This is a genomic window from Mycobacterium ostraviense (assembly GCF_002705925.1).
Taxonomy (GTDB): domain Bacteria; phylum Actinomycetota; class Actinomycetes; order Mycobacteriales; family Mycobacteriaceae; genus Mycobacterium; species Mycobacterium ostraviense.
Genome location: NZ_NKRE01000001.1, coordinates 1,103,133 through 1,127,021 on the forward strand (window position 1 = coordinate 1,103,133; position 23,889 = coordinate 1,127,021).

The 23,889-nt window shown below is 64.6% G+C and carries 13 protein-coding genes and 1 pseudogene (1 of these 14 cut by a window edge); 10 read left to right on the forward strand and 4 right to left on the reverse strand.

What is annotated here, in order from left to right; translation table 11 throughout:
- The 6 genes in view from CDN38_RS04880 to CDN38_RS04905 are tightly spaced (at most 48 nt apart) and all read left to right on the forward strand, a layout consistent with a single transcriptional unit that may run on beyond the window.
- Positions 1–111 carry the final stretch of a type I polyketide synthase gene (locus CDN38_RS04880; RefSeq protein WP_075511425.1) on the forward strand. 5,367 nt of this gene lie to the left of the window's left edge, so 111 of the gene's 5,478 nt are visible here — the last part of the coding sequence; its start codon lies off the left edge, out of view; its stop codon occupies positions 109–111.
- Positions 108–4,535 (forward strand): type I polyketide synthase, encoded by a 4,428-nt coding sequence (locus tag CDN38_RS04885; RefSeq protein WP_075511424.1) that lies wholly within the window; start codon positions 108–110, stop codon positions 4,533–4,535. Before CDN38_RS04880 ends, CDN38_RS04885 begins: the two co-directional genes overlap by 4 nt.
- Before the next feature lie 11 nt (positions 4,536–4,546).
- The gene (locus CDN38_RS04890; protein WP_075511423.1) at positions 4,547–5,536 is read left to right on the forward strand and encodes an ATP-binding cassette domain-containing protein; all 990 of its coding nucleotides are present in this window, start codon (positions 4,547–4,549) and stop codon (positions 5,534–5,536) included.
- A complete protein-coding gene (locus CDN38_RS04895) occupies positions 5,533–6,399 on the forward strand; it encodes an ABC-2 transporter permease (RefSeq protein WP_075511422.1) in 867 nt (288 codons plus the stop codon). Before CDN38_RS04890 ends, CDN38_RS04895 begins: the two co-directional genes overlap by 4 nt.
- A gap of 5 nt (positions 6,400–6,404) precedes the next feature.
- On the forward strand, positions 6,405–7,226 hold the full coding sequence (locus tag CDN38_RS04900; RefSeq protein ID WP_420865956.1) for an ABC transporter permease: 822 nt from the start codon (positions 6,405–6,407) through the stop codon (positions 7,224–7,226).
- 48 nt (positions 7,227–7,274) lie between these two features.
- Complete coding sequence (locus tag CDN38_RS04905; protein WP_075511420.1) at positions 7,275–8,534, forward strand: phthiocerol/phthiodiolone dimycocerosyl transferase; 1,260 nt, start codon at positions 7,275–7,277, stop codon at positions 8,532–8,534.
- Positions 8,535–8,631: 97 nt separating this feature from the next.
- On the opposite strand, the pseudogene CDN38_RS04910 reads toward CDN38_RS04905, so the two are convergent.
- Both CDN38_RS04910 and CDN38_RS28850 read right to left on the reverse strand, forming a co-directional pair.
- Positions 8,632–8,712, reverse strand: a pseudogene (locus tag CDN38_RS04910) (transposase); the annotation flags it as partial.
- Positions 8,713–9,029: 317 nt separating this feature from the next.
- Positions 9,030–9,242, reverse strand: a complete 213-nt coding sequence (locus CDN38_RS28850) for a hypothetical protein (protein ID WP_142361241.1) — start codon at positions 9,240–9,242, stop codon at positions 9,030–9,032.
- Positions 9,243–9,486: 244 nt separating this feature from the next.
- Between CDN38_RS28850 and CDN38_RS04915 the strand changes: the two genes are divergently transcribed.
- The gene (locus CDN38_RS04915) at positions 9,487–10,209 is read left to right on the forward strand and encodes a rhamnosyl O-methyltransferase (protein WP_408632998.1); all 723 of its coding nucleotides are present in this window, start codon (positions 9,487–9,489) and stop codon (positions 10,207–10,209) included.
- Between the two features lie 622 nt (positions 10,210–10,831).
- A complete protein-coding gene (gene mtf2 / locus CDN38_RS04920; RefSeq protein WP_075513631.1) occupies positions 10,832–11,641 on the forward strand; it encodes a fatty-acid O-methyltransferase Mtf2 in 810 nt (269 codons plus the stop codon).
- Here mtf2 and CDN38_RS29250 read toward each other — a convergent pair.
- Both CDN38_RS29250 and pks2 read right to left on the reverse strand, forming a co-directional pair.
- Positions 11,627–11,770, reverse strand: a complete 144-nt coding sequence (locus CDN38_RS29250; protein ID WP_161951717.1) for a hypothetical protein — start codon at positions 11,768–11,770, stop codon at positions 11,627–11,629. The genes mtf2 and CDN38_RS29250 overlap by 15 nt on opposite strands.
- 106 nt (positions 11,771–11,876) lie before the next feature.
- Positions 11,877–18,170: a sulfolipid-1 biosynthesis phthioceranic/hydroxyphthioceranic acid synthase gene (pks2, locus tag CDN38_RS04925; RefSeq protein ID WP_099318825.1), complete on the reverse strand. Its 6,294-nt coding sequence runs from the start codon at positions 18,168–18,170 to the stop codon at positions 11,877–11,879.
- A 542-nt stretch (positions 18,171–18,712) separates the two neighbouring features.
- Here pks2 and fadD28 point away from each other — a divergent pair.
- Both fadD28 and CDN38_RS04935 read left to right on the forward strand, forming a co-directional pair.
- Complete coding sequence (gene fadD28 / locus CDN38_RS04930; RefSeq protein ID WP_075513633.1) at positions 18,713–20,455, forward strand: fatty-acid--AMP ligase FAAL28/FadD28; 1,743 nt, start codon at positions 18,713–18,715, stop codon at positions 20,453–20,455.
- 82 nt (positions 20,456–20,537) lie between these two features.
- Positions 20,538–23,240, forward strand: coding sequence for an MMPL family transporter (locus CDN38_RS04935; RefSeq protein WP_075513635.1), 2,703 nt, complete (start codon positions 20,538–20,540; stop codon positions 23,238–23,240).
- Positions 23,241–23,889 lie beyond the last annotated feature (649 nt).

Sequence of the window (23,889 nt, forward strand, 5' to 3'; positions counted from 1 at the left end):
GCCACCGTTCGCGACCGGGCGCAGCAGCGCGCGGCAGCGCGACATGGAGCCGCGATACGGCGGCGGCCTACACCCCCCAAACCTCAAGTACACGGAGGACAAGAGTTGTGAGCACACCCGACAACGCCATCGCGGTAGTCGGCATGGCCGGCAGATTCCCGGGCGCGAACGATCTGTCGACCTTGTGGAGCAATCTTCGGCGCGGCAAGGAGTCGATCGTCACCCTGTCCGAACGGGAACTGCGCGACGCGGGGGTCAGCGACAAGACGCTGGCCGACCCGGCATACGTGCGCCGCGCACCGCTACTGGACGGGATCGACGAATTCGACGCGGACTTCTTCGGATTCCCCCCGCTGGCCGCGCAGGTGCTCGACCCGCAACACCGGCTGTTCCTGCAATGCGCGTGGCATGCGCTCGAGGACGCCGGGTGTGACCCCGCCCAGTTCGACGGCTCGATCGGCGTGTACGGAACCAGCTCTCCCAGCGGCTATCTGCTACACAACCTGCTGTCGCATCGAGACCCGAACGCCGTGCTGGCCGAGGGACTCAACTTCGACCAGTTCAGCCTGTTCCTGCAAAACGACAAGGATTTCCTGGCGACGCGGATATCTCATGCGTTCAACCTGCGCGGCCCGAGCATCGCGGTCCAAACCGCCTGCTCATCCTCGCTGGTCGCCGTGCACCTGGCCTGCCTGAGCCTGCTGTCCGGCGAGTGCGACATGGCACTGGCCGGCGGGTCGTCGTTGTGCATCCCGCACCGTGTCGGTTACTGGAACTCGCCGGGATCGATGGTGTCGGCGGTCGGCCATTGCCGGCCCTTCGACGTGCGCGCCGACGGCACTGTCTTCGGCAGCGGCGTGGCGATGGTGGCGCTCAAGCCGTTGCAGGCGGCCATCGACGCCGGCGACCGCATTCACGCCGTCATCCGCGGATCGGCGATCAACAACGACGGATCGGCGAAAATGGGCTACGCGGCCCCCAATCCAGCCGCCCAGGCCGACGTCATCGCCGAAGCCCACGCGGTGGCCGGCGTCGATTCCTCGACCATCAGCTATGTCGAGTGCCACGGCACCGGCACCCCGCTGGGTGACCCCATCGAAATCCAGGGGCTGCGAACGGCATTCGAGTTCTCCGAAACGCCCCGCCCGGGCCCGTGCGTGCTCGGCTCGGTCAAGTCCAACATCGGCCACCTGGAAGTCGCCGCCGGAATCGCGGGTCTGATCAAGACAATCCTCTGCCTGAAGCACCAGGCGATCCCCGCGACACTGCACTACACCAGCCCCAACCCCGAGCTGCGGCTCGACCAAAGCCCATTCGTGGTGCAAAGCAAGTACGGCCCGTGGGAGTGGGACGGCGTGCTTCGGGCCGGGGTGAGCTCGTTCGGGGTCGGCGGTACCAACGCCCACGTCGTTTTGGAGCAGGCACCAGCGGTTCCGGCTCACGCCGCGCCGGCCGGGCCGCAAGTGCTGCTGCTGTCGGCGAAAAGCGCGTCAGCGCTTGGCGAATCGCGCAACGCCCTGGCGGCTGCCCTAGAAAGGCCAGACGCACCGGACCTGTCCGACGTCGCCTACACGCTCACCCGGCGCCGCAAGCACGATGTCACGATGGCCGCCGTCGTCCACGACCGCGAGCACGCGGTCAAGGTTCTGCGGGCGGCCGAGCACGACAACGTCTTCGTCGGCGAATCCGGCACCGACGGTGCCGCTGAAACAACGACGTCGCCGGCCTCGGACCGCGTCGTTTTCCTCTTCCCGGGCCAGGGCGCGCAGCACGTCGGCATGGCGAAGGGGCTCTACGACACCGAGCCCGTTTTCGCCGAACACTTCGACACCTGCGCCGCCGGATTCCGCGACGAGATGGGCATCGATCTGCATGCCGAGGTGTTCAGCGGGACCGCAACGGATCTGGAGCGCATCGACCGATCGCAACCGGCGCTGTTCACCGTGGAGTACGCGCTCGCCAAGCTGGTCGACAGCTACGGGGTGCGTGCGGGTGCCTACATCGGCTACAGCACCGGCGAATACATCGCGGCCACCCTGGCCGGGGTATTCGACGTCGAGACGGCGATCAAGACCGTCGCGCTGCGGGCCCGCCTGATGCATGAGTCACCGCCCGGCGCCATGGTCGCGGTGGCGGTCGGCCCCGACGAGGTCGCGCAGTACCTCTCACCGGGGGTGGAGCTCTCGGCGGTCAACGATCCCGGCAACTGCGTGGTCGCCGGCCCGAAGGACGCGATCCGCGAGTTCACCCAACGTCTCAACGAGGCCGGGATACCCGTTCGCCGGGTCCGCGCCGGCCACGCGTTTCACACCAGCGCGATGGATCCGATGTTGGATGAATTCCAGGAATTCCTGTCCCGGCAGCAGCTCAGCGCTCCGCGCACGCCGTTGCTGAGTAACCTCACCGGAACGTGGTTGACCGAGCAGCAGGTCACCGATCCGGCCACCTGGACACGCCAGATCAGTTCGGCGATCAGGTTCGCCGACGAACTCGACGTGGTGCTGGCAGATCCGGGTCGAGTCCTCGTCGAGGTCGGTCCCGGCGGGAGTCTCACCGGTTCGGCGATCCGGCATCCGAAGTGGTCGCCCGCCCATCGTGCTGTCCGGCTCATGCGTCACCCGATTCAGAACACCGATGACCGCGACACCTTCCTGCGCGCGCTGGGTGAGCTCTGGTCCGCCGGAATCGAGGTTGACTGGACGCCGCGGCGTGCGGCCCAGCCGCAGCTGGTTTCCCTGCCCGGTTATCCGTTTGCCCGCCAACGGCATTGGGTCGAACCCAAGCACATGGTCTGGTCGCAGGTTCCCGCCGGGAGCAACGGCTCACCGGTGGTTGCGGGGACTGGTGCCGGCACCGTCGAAATAGCGCAGAACGGAGAGTCGCAGACCGAGACCACGTTGCGGCGCATCTGGGAGCAGTGCATGGGTGTCAGCTCCATCGATCGAAACGCCAATTTCTTTGACATGGGCGGTGATTCCCTGATGGCCATCAGCATCGCGATGTCCGCCGCCAACGAGGGCCTGACCATTACACCGCAGGATCTGTACGAATACCCGACCTTGGCCGCACTGACGGCTGCCGTCGATGCCTCGTTCGCGGCGAGTGGTTTGGCCAAAGCCCCGGTGGCTGATGCACATCCGGCGGTTCCGCCGAATATCGCGTACTTCCTCGACCGGGGACTGCGCGACACCGGTCGCTGGCGCGTCCCGTTGATCCTGCGCCTCGACCCCAAGATCGGCACCGAAGACGTCCGGGCAGTGCTGACCGCGGTGGCCAACCACCACGACGCATTGCGGCTGCAGCTCGTCGACAATGCCGGAATGTCGGAGCAACACATCGAACCATCCGGGGAGTTCACTCGGCTTTCGACCGCGTCACTTCCGGATGACGTATCCGCCGGCAGCCCGGAGGAACGGGCAGCGGTGTCGAAGATTCTGGCCGAATTGCTCTCAGATCAAGGTGATTCGGACGCGCCGCTGGCGGCAGTGCATATCACCGGTGCACACGGCGGTCCGCACTACCTGGGGCTGGCCGTGCACGAGATGGTCAGCGACGACGTGTCGCGTCAAATCCTGGGACGCGACATCGTCACCGCGTTCGGGCAGCGGCTGGCGGGCGAGGAGATCACGCTGGAGCCGGTCACCACCGGGTGGCGGGAGTGGTCGGTGCGCTGCGCGGCCCTCGCGACGCATCCGGCGGCCCTCGACACTCGCTCCTACTGGATCGAGAATTCAACGAAGGCGACCTTGTGGCTGGCTGACCAAGACATCACGCAACCGCCCAGCACCGAGGATCTGACCAAGTTCTCAACCACGCTGAGCTTCGAGCAGACATCCGAGCTCGATGACGCACGGCGCCGGTTCCGGCGCTCGATCCAGGAGATCGTGCTGGCCGGGCTCGGCCGAACGATAGCCAAGGCGGTCGGTGACGGTGTGATCGCCGTGGAACTCGAGGGCGAGGGGCGCTCGGTGCTGCGACCGGACGTCGACCTGCGCAGAACCGTGGGCTGGTTCACGACGTACTACCCGATTCCACTGGCGTGCGCGGACGGGCAAGGCACGTCAGCGATTCGGCAGCTCGACGCTGTTCACGACACGCTGAAATCCGTTCCGCACTACGGAATCGGATACGGGCTGCTGCGGTACCTGTATGCGCCGACTGGACGCGTGCTCGGTGCGCAGCGCACGCCCGACATCCACTTCCGGTATGCGGGCGTCATTCCCGAGTTGCCGAGCACCGATGCACCGGTACAGTTCGACTCCGACATGACGATGCCCGTGCGCGAGACGATCCCTGGGTTGGGCCACGCGATCGAACTCCGAGCGTATCGCTTCGGTGGCTCATTGCATCTCGATTGGTGGTATGACACCCGCCGCATCCCGGCAGCAACGGTAGAAACGCTGGCGCGGACCTTCCCGGCCACCCTGAGCGAGCTGATCCAGGAGGCCATCGCGGCCGAGCATGACGAGATCGAAACGGTCGGGGCACCCGAAGCGGGCGCCTTGGTGGACTTGTCCAGCCTGGATGCGGGCTGAGGAGGATCGGAATGCGCAACAACGACATCGCTGTAGTGGTCCGCGGGATTCACAAGGCGTTCGGCACGGTAGTGGCCCTCGATGACGTCAGTTTCGAAGTGGGCCGCGGCGAAGTGATCGGGCTGCTCGGTCCCAACGGAGCCGGCAAGACGACCATGGTGGACATCTTGTCGACGCTGACCCGGCCGGATCGGGGCACGGCGACCGTCGCCGGCTACGACGTCGTTTCCGATCCGGCCGGTGTGCGCCGCTCGATCATGGTCACCGGACAGCAGGTGGCCGTCGACGACGCGTTGACCGGTGAGCAGAACCTGGTGTTGTTCGGTCGCCTGTACGGGCTGAGCAAGTCGGCGGCACGTCGCAGGTCGCAGGAATTGCTCGAGCAGTTCGGGCTCATGCACGCCGCGAAGCGGCGGGTGAGCACCTATTCGGGCGGGATGCGTCGGCGCATAGACATCGCGTGCGGATTGGTGGTCCAGCCGCAAGTGGCGTTCCTCGACGAGCCCACCACAGGGCTGGATCCACGAAGCCGGCAAGCTATTTGGGATCTGGTGGCCAGCTTCAAGAAGCTCGGCGTCGCCACCTTGTTGACGACGCAGTATCTCGAGGAGGCGGATGCGCTCAGCGACCGGATCATTTTGATCGACCACGGCACGATCATCGCGGAGGGCACTGCGAACGAGCTCAAGCACCGTGCCGGTGACACATTCTGCGAAATCGTGCCGCGAGATCTCAAGGACCTGGACGCTATCGTCGCGGCGCTCGGTTCACTGTTGCCCGAGCAGAGTAGGGCCATTCTGACACCCGAGTCAGACCGGATCACCATGCCGGCGCCAGGCGGCACGCACACCCTGATCGAGGCCGCGCGCCGAATCGACGAGGCGAACATCGAGCTGGCCGACATCGCGCTACGCCGGCCGTCGCTCGACGACGTATTCCTGTCCATGACAACAGATCCCAGCGAGTCACTGAGTCATCTAGCGTCGGCGGGCATGCGATGAGCGCCGCAGCCACCGTTCCCACCCCGGCACCGGCCGTCGAGGGGTTCAGCCAGACCGTGGAGAAGCTAAACCAGTCGACGCTTAGGCAATGGCGGGTGCTCATCAGCCGCTTGTTCTTGCGCACGAGCATCGGCGAGTTATTCACCACCGCCGGCGCGCCGGTGGTTTTCATGGTGGGCTTCTATATACCCTTCGCCATACCGTGGAACCACTTTGTCGGCGGTGCAAGCTCCGGCGTCGCCAGTAACCTCGGGCAATACATCACGCCATTGGTCACACTGCAGGCCATCTCGTTCGCCGCCATCGGGTCGGGCTTCCGGGCGGCGACCGACTCGCTGCTGGGTGTCAACCGGCGGTTTAGCTCGATGCCGATCGCCCCGGTGACGCCGGTGCTTGCCCGCGCGACGGTCTCGGTGTACCGCTGCTCCATCGGTTTGGCGGTATCGCTGGCCTGCGGCTACGTAATCGGATTCCGGTTCCACCGCGGGGCCCTCTACATCGTCGGCTTTTGCGTATTGGTGCTGGCGATCGGGGCTGTGCTGTCATTCGGCACTGACCTGCTTGGCACAGTTACCAAGAACCCCGACGCCATGCTGCCGCTGCTGACCTTGCCCATTTTGATCTTCGGACTACTGTCGGTCGGCCTCATGCCGTTGCGGCTGTTTCCTCGGTGGATCCACCCGTTTGTCCGCAACCAACCGATCTCGCAGTTCGTTGAGGCGATGCGGGCGCTGGCCGGGGATACCACCAAAAGAGTCTTACCGGTGACGTGGCCTGTCATGGCACCGACGTTGGCGTGGATCGTCGGTTTCACACTGTTCTTGGTGCCCATGTCCATCGTCGTTTTGTCCAGGCGGCGATGATGCCCGTGACAACTGAGGAAGTCGGGCTCGCGCCGGCACGCTCGCAGGACCCGGAGAACTCTGTTCGCCTGCTCATTGAGCAAACTCTCTTGCAGACCAAACGGTTACTCATTCGGTGGGCGCGTGACTATGTCACCGTCGTCGGAGCGATCGTGTTGCCGATTCTGTTCATGGTGGTGTTGAACATCGTGCTCGGTAACCTGGCTTACGCCGTGACTCACGACAGCGGGCTCTACAGCATTGTTCCGCTCATTGCGATCGGTGCCGCGATCACTGGCTCGACATTCGTCGCGATAGACCTGATGCGCGAGCGCTCCATGGGCCTGCTTTCCCGATTGTGGGTGCTGCCGGTGCACCGGGCATCGGGCCTGATCGCTCGAATCCTGGCAAACGCGATTAGGACTCTGTTCACCACTCTCGTGATGCTGGGCACGGGCGTTGTCTTGGGTTTCCGGTTTCGGCAGGGCGTGATCCCGAGCCTCATGTGGGTGAGTGTCCCGGTGATCCTTGGCATCGCAATCGCCGCTATCGTCACCACCGTCGCGCTCTACACCGCGCAGACCGTGGTGGTCGAAGGCGTTGAGCTGGTGCAAGCAATCGCGATTTTCTTCTCCACCGGTCTGGTACCGCTCAACTCATATCCAAGCTGGATTCAGCCGGTCGTCGCCCATCAGCCAGTGAGCTATGCCATCGCGGCGATGCGAGGATATGCGATGGGCGGTCCGGTCCTGTCTCCGATGATCGGGATGCTGTTGTGGACCATAGGTATTTGCGTCGCCTGCGCGGTACCCATGGCCATCGGCTATCGACGGGCCAGCACGCACTGACCGAGCATGCGCTGGCCCGGCATGCAATGACTAGTAGGGGGTCTCGAGGTGTTTTCCGGATCCGTGATTCGAAAGCTGTCACACAGTGAGGAAATCTTTGCGCAGTACGAAGTTTTCACTTCCATGACAATCCAGCTGTGCGGCGCTGTCGACGTCGATGCGCTGTCGGATGCTTTCGATGCCCTCCTCGAGGCCCATCCGGTCTTGGCGGGTCACCTCGAGCCAAGCTCCGATGGCGGTTGGAATCTGGTTGCCGACGACATGCTCCACTCCGGGATCTATGTAGTCGACGGCACCAACGGGGCGTCTTCGGGAAACTCGCAAATCCGGCTCGACCAGAGTGTGTCGTTGATGGATTCGCGGCTGACGCTCAGGGAGGGAGGGGGCGAGCTGACTCTATATGTCCATCACAGCATGGCCGATGGTCACCATGGGGCCGCTCTCGTCGACGAGCTGTTCTCCCGGTACACCGACGCGGTAACTACTGGTGATCCCGGCCCGATAATCCCGCAGTCCGCGCCGCTGCCCATGGAGATCCTGCTGGAACAGCGGGGCGTCAAGAAGCAAGGGCTATCGGGAGCCGAACGTTTCATGCCGGTGATGTTCGCCTATGAGCTCCCGGACACCACCAAGGCGGCTGTTCTCGCCGATCCTGGATCGCCCCAAGCTGTTCCAGTCAGCAGACTCCTGCTCTCCAAGCTTGAGACATCGGACCTCGTTGCGTTCGGCCGTGAGCATCGACTCAGCATCAACGCTGTGGTCGCGGCGGCTATCCTGCTGACTGAGTGGCGCCTGCGCAATACCCCGCACGTCCCGATTCCCTACGTCTACCCCGTCGACTTACGATTTCTTCTTGCGCCGCCGGTGGCCCCGACCGAAAGCACCAACCTGCTCGGGGCGGCCTCCTACCTTGCAGAGATCGGTCCGGATACCGACATCGTAGATCTCGCAAGCGATATCGTTGCCACCCTTCGCGCTGATTTGGCCAATGGTGTGATCCAGCAGTCGGGGCTCCACTTCGGCACAGCATTCGAAGGAACTCCTGCCGGGCTGCCGCCACTTGTCTTCTGCACTGACGCGACCGCGTTCCCGACGATGCGCACACCCCCGGGTCTCGAGCTGAAAGACATTCGGGGCCAGTTCTATTGCTCCATCAGCGTGCCTCTCGATCTGTATTCGTGCGGCGTCTACGATGGGCAACTGATCATCGAGCATCATGGGCACCTAGCGGAACCCGAAAAGTCGCTCGAGATGATACGTTCCATGCTGTGCACTGTTCCCTCCGAGTATGGCTGGGTCATGGAATAACCGGAAGTCAACCGCCGCAGAGCAATTCGTCAACCACTCTGGGGGCTGGCGTCCTGTGGGTGATGTAGGTAAAGCCGGTCTTGCCGATGCGGTCGTGTTTGACGTTTTTCCATACCCACTCGTCAGGATTGAGCTCTGGTGAGTAACCGGGCAGGAAGAACAGTTTGAGCCGCCCTCCTCGGCGCCATCAAGCAAACTACGCTTGACAGCACCTGCGGGCCCGGAGCGCGCGAAAGGCAAAGCGGGAATCGGAGGCCAGGAAAACGGATCAGGGGTCCAGGTACTACGCTCACCGTCAGCTCGGACACCCCGGGTCACACAAAACGAGGTGTGCATCAAACCCGGGATGCTCCACACATCACCGAGACCCGCACCGAATATCCTGGACTTGCGCAACGCCGTAAACCCTCCTTCGCTTTGAACCTTTTCCAGTCCAAAACGTAAGCAGGACACGGCGTTGCGCCCAAAACCTCAGGTCAGCGAACCACAGCTATGTCAGAAGAGCCCCAAAAAGTCTGGCGCGCCATAACGGCGTCCAGCCTGCGAAATCACACCGACGCTTGCCGCGGATTCCCCACCGTGATGATGATCATAAGAAAGCTCGCTTTCATTTGCAGGACGGGCGTGTTGGCTAACTTCGAAAAGCGCCAACGCCAATCGTATTAGCCCGAATTTGCCGCCAATCGCCGTACCAACGAATGCGGGCATCTGCTACGATCCTGCGGTGCAGTGGCCGCCTCAGAACATGTTGAGCCGGTGGGCCGGGCCACGCTGACCTGGCACTAAGCCGGAGAGAGGCAACCCACGGAGCCAACTAGGTTGACAATATGCGGGCCTGAGGATCGCCACGGCCATACTTGAGTCTGCGCCCGGCACCATCGGTTCCGTCCACCGACTGGCCAAATGGCCGATACTTCAATAACCGCGGACTGGCTAGTGAGGAGATGACGGGATGGACGTGGCGGGCGCATTCATGCGACTGATGGACGTATTGCGGAAACTCACGAGCGCTGTGGCCCAACTGATTTACCGACCGACCGGCTCGGCGGCGGAAGAATACCATAAGTGGTACTACAGCAACTTGGTGTGGAATCAGACTACGTGGTTGGGCGTCCAATGCTGGAAGTCCGTGAGCGATATGTGGAATTACCAGGAGATCCTGTTCGACTTGAAGCCCTCGCTGGTCATCGAGTTCGGCAGCCGCTACGGCGGTTCGGCGCTGTTCTTCGCGAACATCATGAGACACACCGGCCAACCGTTCAAGGTGGTTTCCGTCGACATCTCACACAAGGCCCTCGATCCAATGGCCCGGCGGGATGCTGACATTATGTTCATTGAGTCCTCATCCACTGTCCCCGCCGTTGCCGAGCACATCGAACGACTCAAAGGCGAGTACCGCGGCAATATCTTCGCCATCCTGGACAGCGACCACTCCATGGATCACGTACTGGCCGAGATGAAACTGCTGCGGCCCCTACTCTCCTCCGGCGACTACCTGGTAGTCGAAGACTCCAATATCAATGGGCATCCCGTCCTCCCGGGGTTCGGACCCGGCCCATACGAGGCCATCGAGGCTTACGAGCGTGAATTCCCAAACGATTACAAGCATGACGTGGCGCGGGAGAACAAGTTCGGCTGGACATCTGCTCCTAACGGATTCTTGATCCGCAACTAAGCCGTCAGCCACCAGAATTGCATGGCCGAAGCCGCATGCGCTGCAGAAGTCGGGCACGCGAGCGACCGGCGCAGCGGTGATCCGTTCGGCCGCGGATGCCAATTGCATTGCGCCGAGTGAGTTTCCGAGTTTACCGTACGGTCGAGAATGACACCGTGGGCATTGTCGACGGCTCTGGGCGCTAGCCGAATGCCCCCGACATGCTCGGTCATCGGCTAACCAACCAACCGGCAGACTGGCCCCGGCATTGTCCGCCAGACCGGCTGTGGCTTTCCGATGTCCACCAGATGGGTGCGCGGCCAGGCCGGTTGATCGCCTGCGTCAGCCTGCCGTTGCGTAGTGCTAACAAAGCTGGATAAAGCCAATATGCGATCCGCCCGTCTCACAGCGACACCCTCACGGGCGCAACGATTTTGTCGCCCACAAAACACGCGGCGCAGACACCCCAAAGCGCCGGTAAGGCGTGCGGCTGACGTGATCAGCCGCCGTCGCGCCGACAGTCGAAGGGCCGCGGTATCAGCGGTATCAGTATCGGACATAGCGGCGGAGGCGTGGCAGACCGCTCGGGCGGTCGTCGACCTGATCATTTGGACCTCGACCACCGGCCTGTCATACTCTGCGCATGGCACTCAAAGACCGCTTGTGGGGCGTGGTTCTTCCGATTGGCTGGAAGCTGAATCAGAAGGCGCAGAAGTATATGTACTCCTCCTCCACCAAGCGCTACGCTGGCGATGAGCTGGTGTTCCTCAACACGGGGTATGAGGAGGAGCCACCGATGGCGATACCGCTGGAACCCGCTGACGAGCCCGAGCGGTACTCCATCCAGCTTTATCACCGTGTTGCGGCCCAGGTGAATCTCGCCGGCAAACGGGTGCTGGAGGTTGGCGCCGGCCACGGCGGCGGAGCCTCATACCTCACGCGTACCCTGCACCCGGAGTCCTACACCGGATTGGACCTGAACCCGGCCGGCATTGCGTTTTGCCAGAAGAAATACGATGTTCCCGGCCTCGATTTCGTGCAGGGCGATGCCCAGAACCTGCCATTCGCCGACGAATCGTTCGACGCCGTGATCAATATCGAATCCTCGCTCTACTATCCTGATTTCTCCCGTTTCCTCGGCGAAGTGGCTCGGGTCCTGCGTCCGGGAGGCCATTTCCTGTACACCGACTTCCGGCTCCCGTTTAACATTGCCGCCTGGGAAACGGCGCTTGCCAACGCACCGATGCGAATCGTTTCCCAGACCGAGATCAATGATGAGATCCTGCGCGGATACGAGAAGCTGGCGCCGTCGTGGAAGGCGCTACATGATCGCCATACGCCGCGGCTGCTGCGAGGCGCATATGTAAAGCTTTTCGCACTAGATGGCAAGACCACACATCCCCTGAAAATCTGGGGATTCTCTTACCGCGTCTATTGCCTAGCCAAAGGCTGAGGCGGCGTCGGAGACATTGACGCTAGACCAGCGGCTGATCCAGGCCTCGTCTTCGAAACCGCTGACCCTGCGTCGCAGTGACAGCGCCGACTCTCGGCGTTGACGTCGCGCGCCTGCGATCAGCGTCATGGAAGCATCCTCCGGTAATGTTGTCCGCCAACAACTTTGGCAGCCCGGTAGGAGGCACCGGGGACGACCATCGAGTCGCGCCCCCGGGCCAACCAAGCTCCGGACTTTATGCCGCCGGCGTCGCCGCTTCTTCCTGGGCCAGCGTGTCCGCCAGGTGCTGGGCCAAGGCGCGCGCGGTGTTGTGCGTCGCGATGACCTTGGGAGACAGGCGGATCCCGGCCTCGGCTTCAATGTGAGTACGCATTTCGAGCATGCCCAATGAGTCCAGGCCGTACTCGAGGAATGGGCGGTCGGCGTCGACCGCGCGACGCAGGATCACACTTGCCTGCTCGACGATCAGACGCCGCAGTCGGGCGGGCCATTCATCTTGCGGCACCGACATCAGCTCGGTGCGGAATTTGCTTGGGCCCCTTGAGCCTTGGCCAGCGGATTGGAACATTTCACCCCATGGGCTGCGCCGCACGAGGTCGGGCAGCCAGGGCGCCCCGATGATGGGGATGTATCCGGTGTATGTGCGGTCATAGCGCAGCAATGTTTCGAAGGCGTAGGCACCTTCGTCCGGGGTGATCATGACTTCGCCGCCCTCGGCCAGGAACGTGGCGCGGCCGACCTCTGCCCACGCACCCCACGCGATCGCGCAGACCGGCAGTCCTTGAGCACGGCGCCAGTGAGCGAAGGCGTCGACCCAGCTGTTGGCCGCGGCGTAGGCACCCTGCCCGGGCGACCCCAGCAGGGCCGCGCCCGAGGAGAACAAGCAGAACCAGTCCAGCGGCTGTCCGCTCATGGCGCGGTGCAGGTTCCACGATCCGAAAACCTTGGGGGACCAGTCTCGGTCGATCAGCTCATCGGTGATGTTGGTCAGCGTGGCGTCCTCGACCACCGCCGCCGAATGCAGCACGCCGCGTACCGGAAGCCCGGTGGCGGTTGCCACGCTCACCAGGCGGTCACCGGTCTCAGGTTCGGCGATATTGCCGCACTCCACCACGATGTCGGCACCGGCCGCGCGGAGACTCTCGATGGCCTGCCGCGCCTTGGGGTTTGGCTGGGAGCGAGCGGTCAGCACGATCCGGCCGCAGCCCGCCGCAGCCAGTTTCGAGGCGAAGAAGAGACCGAGGCCCCCTAAGCCACCGGTGATGATGTAGGCGCCGTCGCGGCGGAACACCGGCACCTGCTCCGGGGACACCACGGCACTGCTGCGCCCGCTGCGAGGCATGTCGAGCAGCAGTTTTCCGGTGTGCTCGGCATTGCTCATTGCCCGGATGGCGTTGGCCGCGTCGGCCAACGGGTAGTGCGTGCACTCTGGCGCGGTCAGCACACCGTCCGCGGTCAGTTTGAACACCGTGGTGAGCAACTCGCGCACCCGGTCTGGCTGCAGCACGGACATCAGCGCCAGATCCAGGTAGTAGAACGTCAGCCCGCGACGGAACGGGTACAGCCCCATCCGGGTATTGCCGTATACGTCGGCTTTGCCGATTTCGACGAACCGCCCACCGAACGCCAGCAGCTCCAGCCCCGCGCGCTGGGCCGCGCCGGTCAGCGAGTTCAGCACGATATCCACCCCGTACCCGTCGGTGTCGCGCCGGATCTGATCGGCGAACTCGACGCTGCGGGAGTCGTAGACGTGCTCGATGCCCATGTCATGCAGCAGGGCGCGCTTGCGCGCATTGCCGGCGGTCGCGAAGATCTCCGCTCCGGCAGCACGCGCAATGGAAATGGACGCCTGCCCCACGCCGCCGGTTGCGGAGTGGATCAGCACTTTGTCACCGGCCTTGATCCCGGCCAGGTCGTGCAGCCCGTACCAGGCGGTGGCGTTTGCGGTGGCGGCTGCGATCGCCTGCTCATCGGCCAGCCCGGGCGGAAGCGTGACGGCGAGGTTGGCGTTGCACGTGAGGAAGTTGCGCCAGCAGCCGCCTTCGGAAAAGCCGCCGACGCGATCACCGACCTGGTGGTCGACCACCCCTTCCCCGACTGCCGTCACCACACCCACGAAATCCATGCCCAACTGCGGCTCGCGGTCGTCGATGATGGGGAACTTGCCGAACGCGATAAGAACGTCGGCGAAGTTGATGCTGGAGTGGGTGACAGCCACCTCGATCTGCCCGGGCCCGGGCGGAACGCGATCGCACGCGGCGAGTTCCAGCGTCTGCAAGTCACCGGGCATGCGGACTTGTAGCCGCACACCGTCGCGTTCGTGCTCCACAATGGTGGTTTGCCGCTCGTCATAGCTCAGCGGGCTGGGGCACAGGCGCGCCACATACCAGTCACCATCGCGCCAGGCGGTCTCGTCCTCATCGGAGCCTCCCAGCAGTTGCTGGGCCACCTTTTCGACGTCCGTGTGCTCGTCCACGTCGATCTGGGTGGTCCGCAACAGCGGATGCTCACTGCTGATCACCCGCAGCAAGCCACGCAGCCCGGCCTGCTCCAGGTTCGCCTCGTCGTCCGACCGAACTATCTGGGCTTGCCTGGTCACGACGAACAGGCGAGGAAGCTCGCCCTCCAATTCGGCGAGTTCCCGGGTGATCCGAACGAGATGACGCACCCGCTCGCGGCCCTCCAGCAGGCTGTCCTCGTCGGGCTCGCCGCCGCGTGGCCCACAGAGGATCACCACACCATCGACTGAACGCGCCCGCAGTTGACTGCCGAGCTTTTCGACGCTGGCCGTCAGATCGGCCTCCCTCGGCCAGTGCAGGATGGCGCATTCGGTGCCTTGGGGGCCATGGGATTTCAGCGCGTCCGTCAACGCGGACGCCAACATGTCCGCCCCGTCGGAGGTGTCGATCAGCAGCCATGATCCCGCCTCGGCCTGGGTGGCCTCGGGCAGGGTCCGCTGCTGCCACGCCAGGGTCAGCAGCCGCTCGGTGAGCACGCGGTTGCGCTCGGCGCTTTCGGACGTACCGGTTCCCATGTGCAGGCCACGCACGGCCAGCAGGACGGTCCCGTGCTCGTCCAACACGTCGAGGTCAGCCTCGCCCCCCGTGACCCCGGCCTTGGTCAGCCGGGTGTAGCAGTAGCGGGCATTGCGGGTTGGTCCATAGATACGCAGGCTGCGCACCCCCAACGGCAACAGCAGACCACCGCTGCCGGCGGCATCGACGCCAGCCCCGACAGACTGGAAACAGGCATCCAGCAGCGCGGGATGGACGCGGTAGGCGCCCTGCTGGAAGCGGATCGAGGCGGGCAACCCGACCTCCGCCAGCACGGTGCCGGCTCCCGCCTCCGCGGTGTGCGCGGTGGCCAGACCACTGAACGCGGAACCCAACTGAACGCCACGCTTGGCGAACGATTCCCGCATCTCGGCCCCGTTCACACTGGACGGATGCGCCGCCAGCAGGGCGGCCATGTCGTACGCCGGCGGCAGCGAATCGTCCTCGACGGCATGCAGCGTCGCGGTGGCATGCCGCGTACTCTCACCGTCCTGATTGGACGCCACCGCGAAGTTGACGACACCTGGCGCATCGACCGACGCGATCGCGTCGACCGGGGTCTGCTCGTCGAGCAAAAGCATTTGCTCAAAGGCGATGTCGCGGACCTCCGACGCCCCGCCGAAAACCTCCCCCGCCGCGGCCAACGCCATCTCACAGTAAGCGGCGCCGGGCAGGGCGGCGACGTTATGCACCTGGTGGTCGCTTAGCCAGGACAACGTCGCGGTACCGATGTCGGCCTGCCAGACGTGGCGCTCGGGCTGCTCGGTCAGCCGCACATGCGAGCCCAGCAGCGGATGCACGGTAATAGTGCAGGCGCCTTGTGCCCGCTGTTCTTGCCCTTCGCCTTCGATGAACAAGTGCGGGTGGGTCCACGCCGGCAACGGCGTATCCACCAGCCGGCCCGTGGGATACAACACCGAAAAGTCCACGGCGGCACCAGCGCTGTGCAGATCAGTCAGCAACCCGCGCAGCCCGAGCGGCAGCGGCTGCTCGCGCCGCATGCCCGCCAGAGCCGCCGCCGACATGTCGAGACTATGGGCGGTCTGGTCGACGGCGCGGGTCAGCAACGGGTGAGGTGACAGCTCGGCGAAGACCCGGTAGCCGTCCTCCAGCGCAGCCTGCACCGCGGCGGCGAATTGGACCGTGTTCCGCAGATTGTCCACCCAGTACCGGCCATCGCACACCGGCCGCTCACGCGGGTCGAACAACGTCGCCGAGTAGTACGGAACCTTGGGTGACATTGGTTTGAGATCGGCCAATGCCGCGGCCAACTCGTCAAGGATCGGGTCGACTTGAGGTGAATGCGATGCCACATCGACGGCCACCTCGCGCGCCATCACGTCACGCTGCTCCCACCGTGCGACGAGATCGCGCACCGTTTCGGTGGCGCCGCCGATCACCGTCGACTGCGGCGAGGCCACCACCGAGACGGCGACATCATCGATTCCGCGCGCCATCAGCTCCGAATTCACTTGTTTGGCAGGCAGTTCCACCGATGCCATCGCGCCGGCCCCGGAAATGCGGCACATCAACTTCGAGCGGCGGCAGATGACGCGCGCCCCATCTTCCAGCGACAGCGCTCCAGCCACCACGGCCGCAGCCGCTTCGCCCAGCGAGTGTCCGACCACCGCGCCCGGGCGGACCCCGTAGCACTGCTCCATGGTGGCGGCCAACGCGGTCTGCATCGCAAAGATGGTCGGCTGCACCCTATCGATGCCGGTCACCGTCTCCGGCGCCGTCATGGCCTCGGTGACCGAAAAACCCGATTCTTCGGCGATGACCGGCTCGAGCGCCGCGATGGTGGCGGCGAAAACCGGTTCGTTCGCCAGCAGGTCGACGCCCATCGCCGCCCACTGCGACCCCTGCCCGGAAAATACCCACACCGGTCCGCGATCGCCGTGCCCCACCGCGGCGTCATACGGGAGCTCGCCATCGGCCACCTCCCGCAAACCCTGGACCAGCTCGGGCAGACCGTTGGCCACCACCGCGGTGCGCACCGGCCGGTGCGCACGCCGCCGCGCCAGCGTGTAAGCCACATCCGACGGCACTACGGAGTCCTGGTGTGCTTCCACCCATTCGGCGAGCCGGCGTGCGGTTTGTCGCAGCCCGTCGGTGGAGCTGGATGAGATGGGGAACAGTAGCGGGGCCGCCGGCGCGGAAGCTTCTGCGGGGACTGGTGCTTGCACTGGTGCTTGTTCCAGGATGGCGTGCACGTTGGTTCCCGACATCCCGAACGAGGACACCGCGACCCGTTTCGGCGCGTGGCCGTCGCCATTGGGCCATGGCGTAACCGCCTGCGGCACAAAGAGTCCCGTCTCGATCCCGGCAAGTTCATCGGGAAGCCGGTTGAAGTGCAGCAGCGGCGGCAGCACCCCGTGCTGCATGGACAGAATGGCCTTGATCAGCCCGACCGCCCCCGCCGCGGCCGTGCTGTGGCCCATGTTGCTCTTGGCCGATCCGAGCGCACAACGGGTGCCGGCGCCGTACACCCGCGCCAGGCCCCGGTACTCGATCGGGTCACCGATTGGGGTGCCGGTGCCGTGCGCCTCCACCGCGCCAACCGTTTCGGCCTCCACGCCCGCCGCCGCCAACGCCGCGCGGTACACGGCCACCTGGGCGTCCTCCGACGGCATGGTGAGCGTCTCCGTGCGACCGTCCTGATTGGTGGCGGTGCCGCGCACCACGGCGAGAATTCGGTTGCCGTCGCGCAACGCATCCGGCAGTCGCTTGAGCAACACCATCGCGCACCCCTCGGAACGCACAAACCCGTCCGCATCGGCGTCGAATGAATGGCAACGGCCGGTCGGCGAGAGCATGCCCTGACCGGATGCCGCCACGCTTGCATGCGGCTCCAGAAGCACCGCGCAGCCGCCCGCCAACGCGAGGTCGCTTTCGCCGTCGTGCAGGCTGCGACAGGCCAAGTGCACCGCCATCAGACCCGACGAACACGCAGTGTCGAAAGTCAACGCCGGACCATGCAAGCCCAGCGCGTAGGCGATCCGCCCAGATGCCACGCTGTTGTTCAGCCCGGTAACCACGTAGGGGCTCGCCAAGCCGCTGGCCCCATGGGTGACTACCAGGTAGTCCTCGTGGGTCAGCCCGGTGAACACCGCTGTCGAGGACCCGGCCAACGACGCCGGGTCCAGACCGGCATGCTCGATCGCCTCCCACGAGGTTTCCAGCAATAGCCGGTGCTGCGGATCGATCGAGATTGCCTCCCGCTCGCTGATCCCGAAGAACTCGGCATCGAACCCGGCGACGTCGTCGAGGAACGCACCCCACCGCGACACCGTCCGCCCAGGCACTCCGGGCTCAGGGTCGTAATAGTCGTCGGCGTCCCACCGGTCCGGTGGGATCTCGGTGACCAGGTCGTCGCCGCGCAGCAACGACTCCCACAGTTTGTCGGGCGAGTCGATTCCCCCCGGAAGCCGACATCCCATGCCGATGACCGCAATGGGAGTGACACGTGTTTCCATTCGCTCTCTAACCTCGTCTCAGCTCAGCTCAACGGGAGTTCCCCGACGACATCCCCGATTTTTCACACCGGCAGCGAGCTGGCCGCAGCGCCGCTCTGCCAGTCCCTAGCCCGGATCTCGACACCAAGGCAGGTCTCGGAGAGACAAGCTTAGACGGCTGTACAAGATTCTGAGGACCAATGGCGCGAATTCCTTCGGTTTCCGCTGCGGTTAGGTGGCTGAGCAGCGCAAACGGAATCGCTGACCGCCGACCAACGCGTGTGACGAGGGTGGTCCCGGTCCGGCCGGGTTTCGTCTCGGCAGCAACCTGGCGTCCATAACGTCGCGATGACGCAATGACGTGCCAAACGCAGCGATGCGTTCCCCGGCGGCCCCAGCGCAGAGCCCGGCGGGTCTCCACGGCACGACCACCGTGTCGGCATCGTCTTGCTGCACCTGTTTCACCCGCGCGGTGCCGCTGACTCGGCTGTTGTGACCTGGGTCATACCCTGCGGATGCCGTCTCACAGCCGTCAAGACGGCTGGACGGTAACGTGATAGCTCATGAGTGTGCGTTCCCTGCCCGCTGCGCTCCGCGCGTGCGCCCGGCTACAGCCCAATGACCCAGCGTTTACCTATATCGATTACGAAAAGGACTGGGCCGGTGTCCCGGAAAGCCTGACGTGGTCACAGTTGTACCGACGAACGTTGAACGTTGCCCGGGAACTGAGTCATTGCGTTTCGGCCGGTGAGCGCGCAATGATATTGGCCCCCCAGGGACTCGATTACATCATCGCTTTTCTCGGCGCGTTACAGGCCGGAGTTATCGCGATTCCGCTTGCGGTCCCACAGGGCGGCGCCACCAATGAACGCGTTGATGCGGTACTACAGGACGCGTCGCCGGGTGCCATTCTCACGACATCTTCGGTTATCGACGATGTCAGCCAGCACGTTACAGCGCAGCCTGGTAAGTCCGCGCCCTCAATCATCGAAGTTGATTTGCTGGACCTGGATTCTGCGAGTGGATCCGGTACCGGCGACGATAACCACCCGTCGATTGCGTATCTGCAATATACCTCCGGGTCGACCCGTACCCCGGCGGGCGTCGTGATGACACATCAGAACCTTCGGACCAATTTCGAACAGCTGATGGCCGGCTATTTTGCCGAAACCGACGGGATCCCCCCGGCAGGTGCGACCCTCGTTTCGTGGCTGCCGTTTTATCACGACATGGGTTTGGTTCTGGGAGTTTGTGCACCTATTTTGGGGGGGTATCCGTCGCTGTTGACCAGCCCAGTCGCGTTCCTGGCACGGCCGACACGGTGGTTGCACATGCTGGCCAGCACTTCTCACACATTCTCCGCAGCGCCAAATTTCGCCTTCGAACTGGCGACAAAGAAGGTATCCGACGACGAAATGGCCGGCCATGACCTCAGCGAAGTACTCACCATCCTCAGCGGCAGCGAGCGGGTGCACCCAGCGACGATCAAGCGCTTCGCCGACCGATTTGCGCGCTTCAATCTGCAAGAAAAAGTGATCCGTCCCTCGTACGGCCTGGCAGAGGCAACTGTCTTCGTGGCCACCAGCAGGCCTAACCATCCGCCAAAATTTGTCGATTTCGAAACTGGAAAATTGACCGACGGCGAAGCGAAGCCCTGCAACAACGGAGACGGCACCCCGCTAGTCAGCTATGTCTTGCCGCAATCACCCGTCGTGCGAATCGTCGATCCGGAAACCGGCACCGAATGCCCGGAAGGAACGGTCGGTGAGATTTGGGTGCACGGCGACAACGTGGCTACCGGCTATTGGCAAAAACCTGAAGAGAATGCACGCACTTTCGGCGCAAAGATTGTGAATCCCCTGGCGGGAACACCCGAAGGTCCTTGGCTGAGAACCGGAGACTCGGGTTTTGTCAGGGACGGCGAATTGTTCATCATCGGCCGGATCAAAGACCTGCTGATCGTTTACGGGCGCAACCACTCTCCCGACGACATCGAGGCGACGATCCAAGAGATCACCCGGGGCCGCTGCGCGGCAATATCGGTTCCCAGCGATCGCAGCACCGAAAAGCTGGTCGCCATCATCGAACTCAAAAAGCGCGGCGACTCGGATCCGGATGCGATGGAGCGGCTGGGCGCCATTAAGCGTGAAGTCACCACGGCTCTATCGGCTTCACATGGTCTTAGCGTCGCGGACCTGGTGTTGGTTGCGCCGGGCTCGATCCCGATTACCACCAGCGGCAAGGTCAGACGAGCAGCATGCGTCGAGCAATACCGCCAAGATCAATTCGCTCGCTTAGACGTTTAACAAGGCCGGCCGTCATCCCCAGAATTGGTACATCCGTGTGAAAACGTCGTGCCCGGACACCGACGTCAGTACGATCGCGAGCGTGCCAGGCGACGAGAGCCATAGGCGATCTCGGCTCGCCCCCCTACTTGTCGTCGCCGCCTGGATTGCGGCAGCGGTGATCGCGAATGTGGTTCTTGCGCTGACGCACGCGAATCCCGGCGATACCGCCTCGGCGCTGCTGCCCCCCGACGCCAAGACGGCGGCAGCCACCAACCGGATCGCGCAGTGGTTCCCGGGCAGCGGCACCAACGCCATCGCCTACCTGGTGGTGGACGGCCGCGACCAGCTCGGGCCGGCCGACCAGCATTACTATGACGCCGCGGTGAGCGCACTGCGCGCCGACACCGCCCACGTCGGATCGGTCCTCGACTGGTGGTCGGACCCCCTTACCGCGCCGCTGGGAACCAGTCCCGACGGCCGCTCCGGCGTCGCGATGGTGTGGCTGGTGGGCGAGGTCGGTAGCGACAAGGCGCGCGAATCGTTCGATGCGGCCCGAGCGGTGGTGCGCAAGCTACCGCCGAGTCCGGGGCTTCGCGCCCGCATGGTGGGCCCGGCCATCGACCACATCCCGCTGCGCATGCAGGTGTGGCAGGGTGCGGCGATCGCGGCCGCCGCGGCGGTGATCGCCGTGTTGCTCCTGCTACGCTCGCGGCAGTCCCCGCGTTCGGTCGCGATGGTGCTGCTGGCCACCGGACTCTCGTTGACGGTGGCGTGGCCGCTTCAGGCGATGGTGCCGCGAAGCAGCACGGCGTTGACGGTGTTTTCCGGGACCCTGGCCGTCGTCTTGACGATCGCCACAATGACCGTAGCGACCCTGCTTGCTTCCCGGCTCAGGCCCGAGGGCAGTGTTGCGGTGACGGACCGGCGCGCATACCGCGATCTGCTGCCCGGGTTGGCCCTGCCCGGAGCGTGCGTTGCACTGGTCACCGGCCCGCTGCTGCTTGCGCAAACGCCCGCGCTGCACAGCGTCGGCACCGCCGCACCGGATGTTGCGGTGGCACTTGCGGTTTCGTTGACACTTCTGCCTATCTTGCTCGGCTTCGCCGCGCCTCGGGGGCTGTCAGTGCCGCAGACCGGCAGTGTCGGCTGGGCAGGCCGGTTGCCCAAACCCGGCTTCTCCAATCCCATTGCCGTGGCTGCCGTGGTGCTGGCGATCTGCGCGCTACCGGTCATCGGGATGCGGTGCGGTATCGGCGAATCCCGGGCAAACCCACCGGGGACCAGCGCCGCGCGGCTGCTGCCCGGAAATCCCCTGCCCGACGTGGTGGTGGTCAACTCTGCCGCGGACCTTCGTCAGCCGGCGGGGCTCATCGCCATCGATCAGCTCAGCCACCGGCTGATGGAGATTCCCGGGGTGCGCAAGGTGGAGTCGGCGGCATGGCCGGCCGGTGTCCCGTGGGCTGACGCCTCGCTCACCTCCGCCGCGGGCAAGCTCTCCGATCAGCTGAACCGGGGGGCCGGGTCGTTCATGCCGCAGCTGAATGCCATCAAGTCCCTGGGAGCCACGATCGATCAGGTCAGCGCCGCAGTCGACGAGCTGGACAACAGCGTGCGGATCGGTCTCGCCGGAGCCAATCAGATACAGCAGAACATCAACCGCGTCATCTCCGTGACGCAGAACCTCCGGGGCAGAGCTGCGGAGGTTTCGCAATACCTGAACCCGTTGCGGGACATGATCACCGGCGGTACGTATTGTCCCGACGAGCAACTGTGCTCGGCCGCGCGCCAGCTTGTGGGACCCCTCGACCTGGTGGTCGCCGATGTGGCCACGCTGACCAACGGCGCCGACCGTATGGCCGCGGTATCGAGCCAGACGATGGGCGCCTTCGCCTCGACACCGCACGTGGTGGCGGAAATGCGGTCGACGCTGGGCCAGCTGCGCTCCTTCGTGCCAAAGCTCGAATCGAGTATCCAAGAAATCCTGCCGCAACTCGTGCAGGTGTCGGCGTTCCTGAAAAACATCAGCGTCGATTTCGCCGACACCGGCGAGGGCGGCTTCCACCTCACCCGCAAGGAACTGGCGGATCCGTCGTATCAGCATGTGCGGCAATCGATGTTCTCGCCAGACGGCACGGCGACCAGGCTGTTCGTCTATTCCGACGGTAACGGTCTGGACCTCGGCGCGGCGGCGCGCGTGCAGTCGCTCCAACTAGCGGCGGGCGCGGCGATGAAGTACGGAAGCCTTGTCGACAGCCAGATCACCGTGGCCGGGGCCGCGCAAGTAGCCGCAGCCGTGCGCGGTGCCCTCACCCACGATGCCGTGCTGCTGGCCGTGACGATGTTCACGGTGGCGGCCCTGATCGGCCTGTGGCGCGGCGCGGTCAGCGGACTGGCGGCCGGCCTGGGGCTGGCGGTGTCCTACCTTGCCGCGCTGGGGATTTCAGTGGTGCTGTGGCAACACCTACTGGATCGCGAGCTGCAGGCCGCGGTCCCGCTGGTGTCGTTCGCCATCCTCGCCGCATTCGGCCTCCCGCGTCTCGTCGCCGCTCTTCTCGCCGGTGAGTCCGCGGGGACCGTGACGCTCGCGGGCGCCACGCCGCTCATCGGCCTTGGTGGCGTTTTCGCCGGTGGCCTGCTGTTGGTGTCGTCAGCTTCCCCGGGCGCTCTCAGCCAACTCGGTACCGTTGTGCTGATCGGGCTGGGCGTGCTGACCGCAGCGGCACGCGTGTTCATCCCGGCCGCGATCCGCAGGGGCCACGCTCAGCGACCGGCCGCCGTCGAGTCGCCCGCAACGGACAGCTGAAACGTGTTGGCCCCCAGCATTACCAACGCTATAATTTGCGGGTTCTGTTCGCACCATGTGCGGATTTGCGCACTAGTCTAGGCACCGACCCAGAACTCGCCGGCGGCACGCACGCGCGCGCAGTGACGTGCCGGCTGGCCGGGAGACAGGTCCGGACGTACGCTCGACGACATCAGTAGTCACAAGAGCCACGTCAGTACCGTGAGCTGGCCATAAGGCGATTCCCAAATGCGCTAGCACCGGCGCTATCGCACTTGGCGATCGCCTATTGGTCAGTCGCGCAGCGCCTTCCGCCCACCACCGGATGTCACAAGAGCCACGTCAGTACCGTGAGCTGGCCATAAGGCGATTCCCAAGTGCGCTAGCACCGGCGCTATCGCACTTGGCGATCGCCTATTGGTCAGTCGGGCAGCGCCTTCCGCCCACCACCGGATGCACCTATCCGAGGCATGCACGGCGGATTCGTGCGCACCCTACGTCGCACTCATCCCCGGCCGACCCCAAATCGACGACCTCGCCAAAGCCATCGCCCCGATCCACGAACTGCGCACTGACACGAAAATAGAGGTGACCACAAGCCGGTAAGCGTAGGTTGGGGTGACCCGCCGGCGGTGGGCGGTGGGGTTCGTGAGCCGGTGCGTGTGGTTAT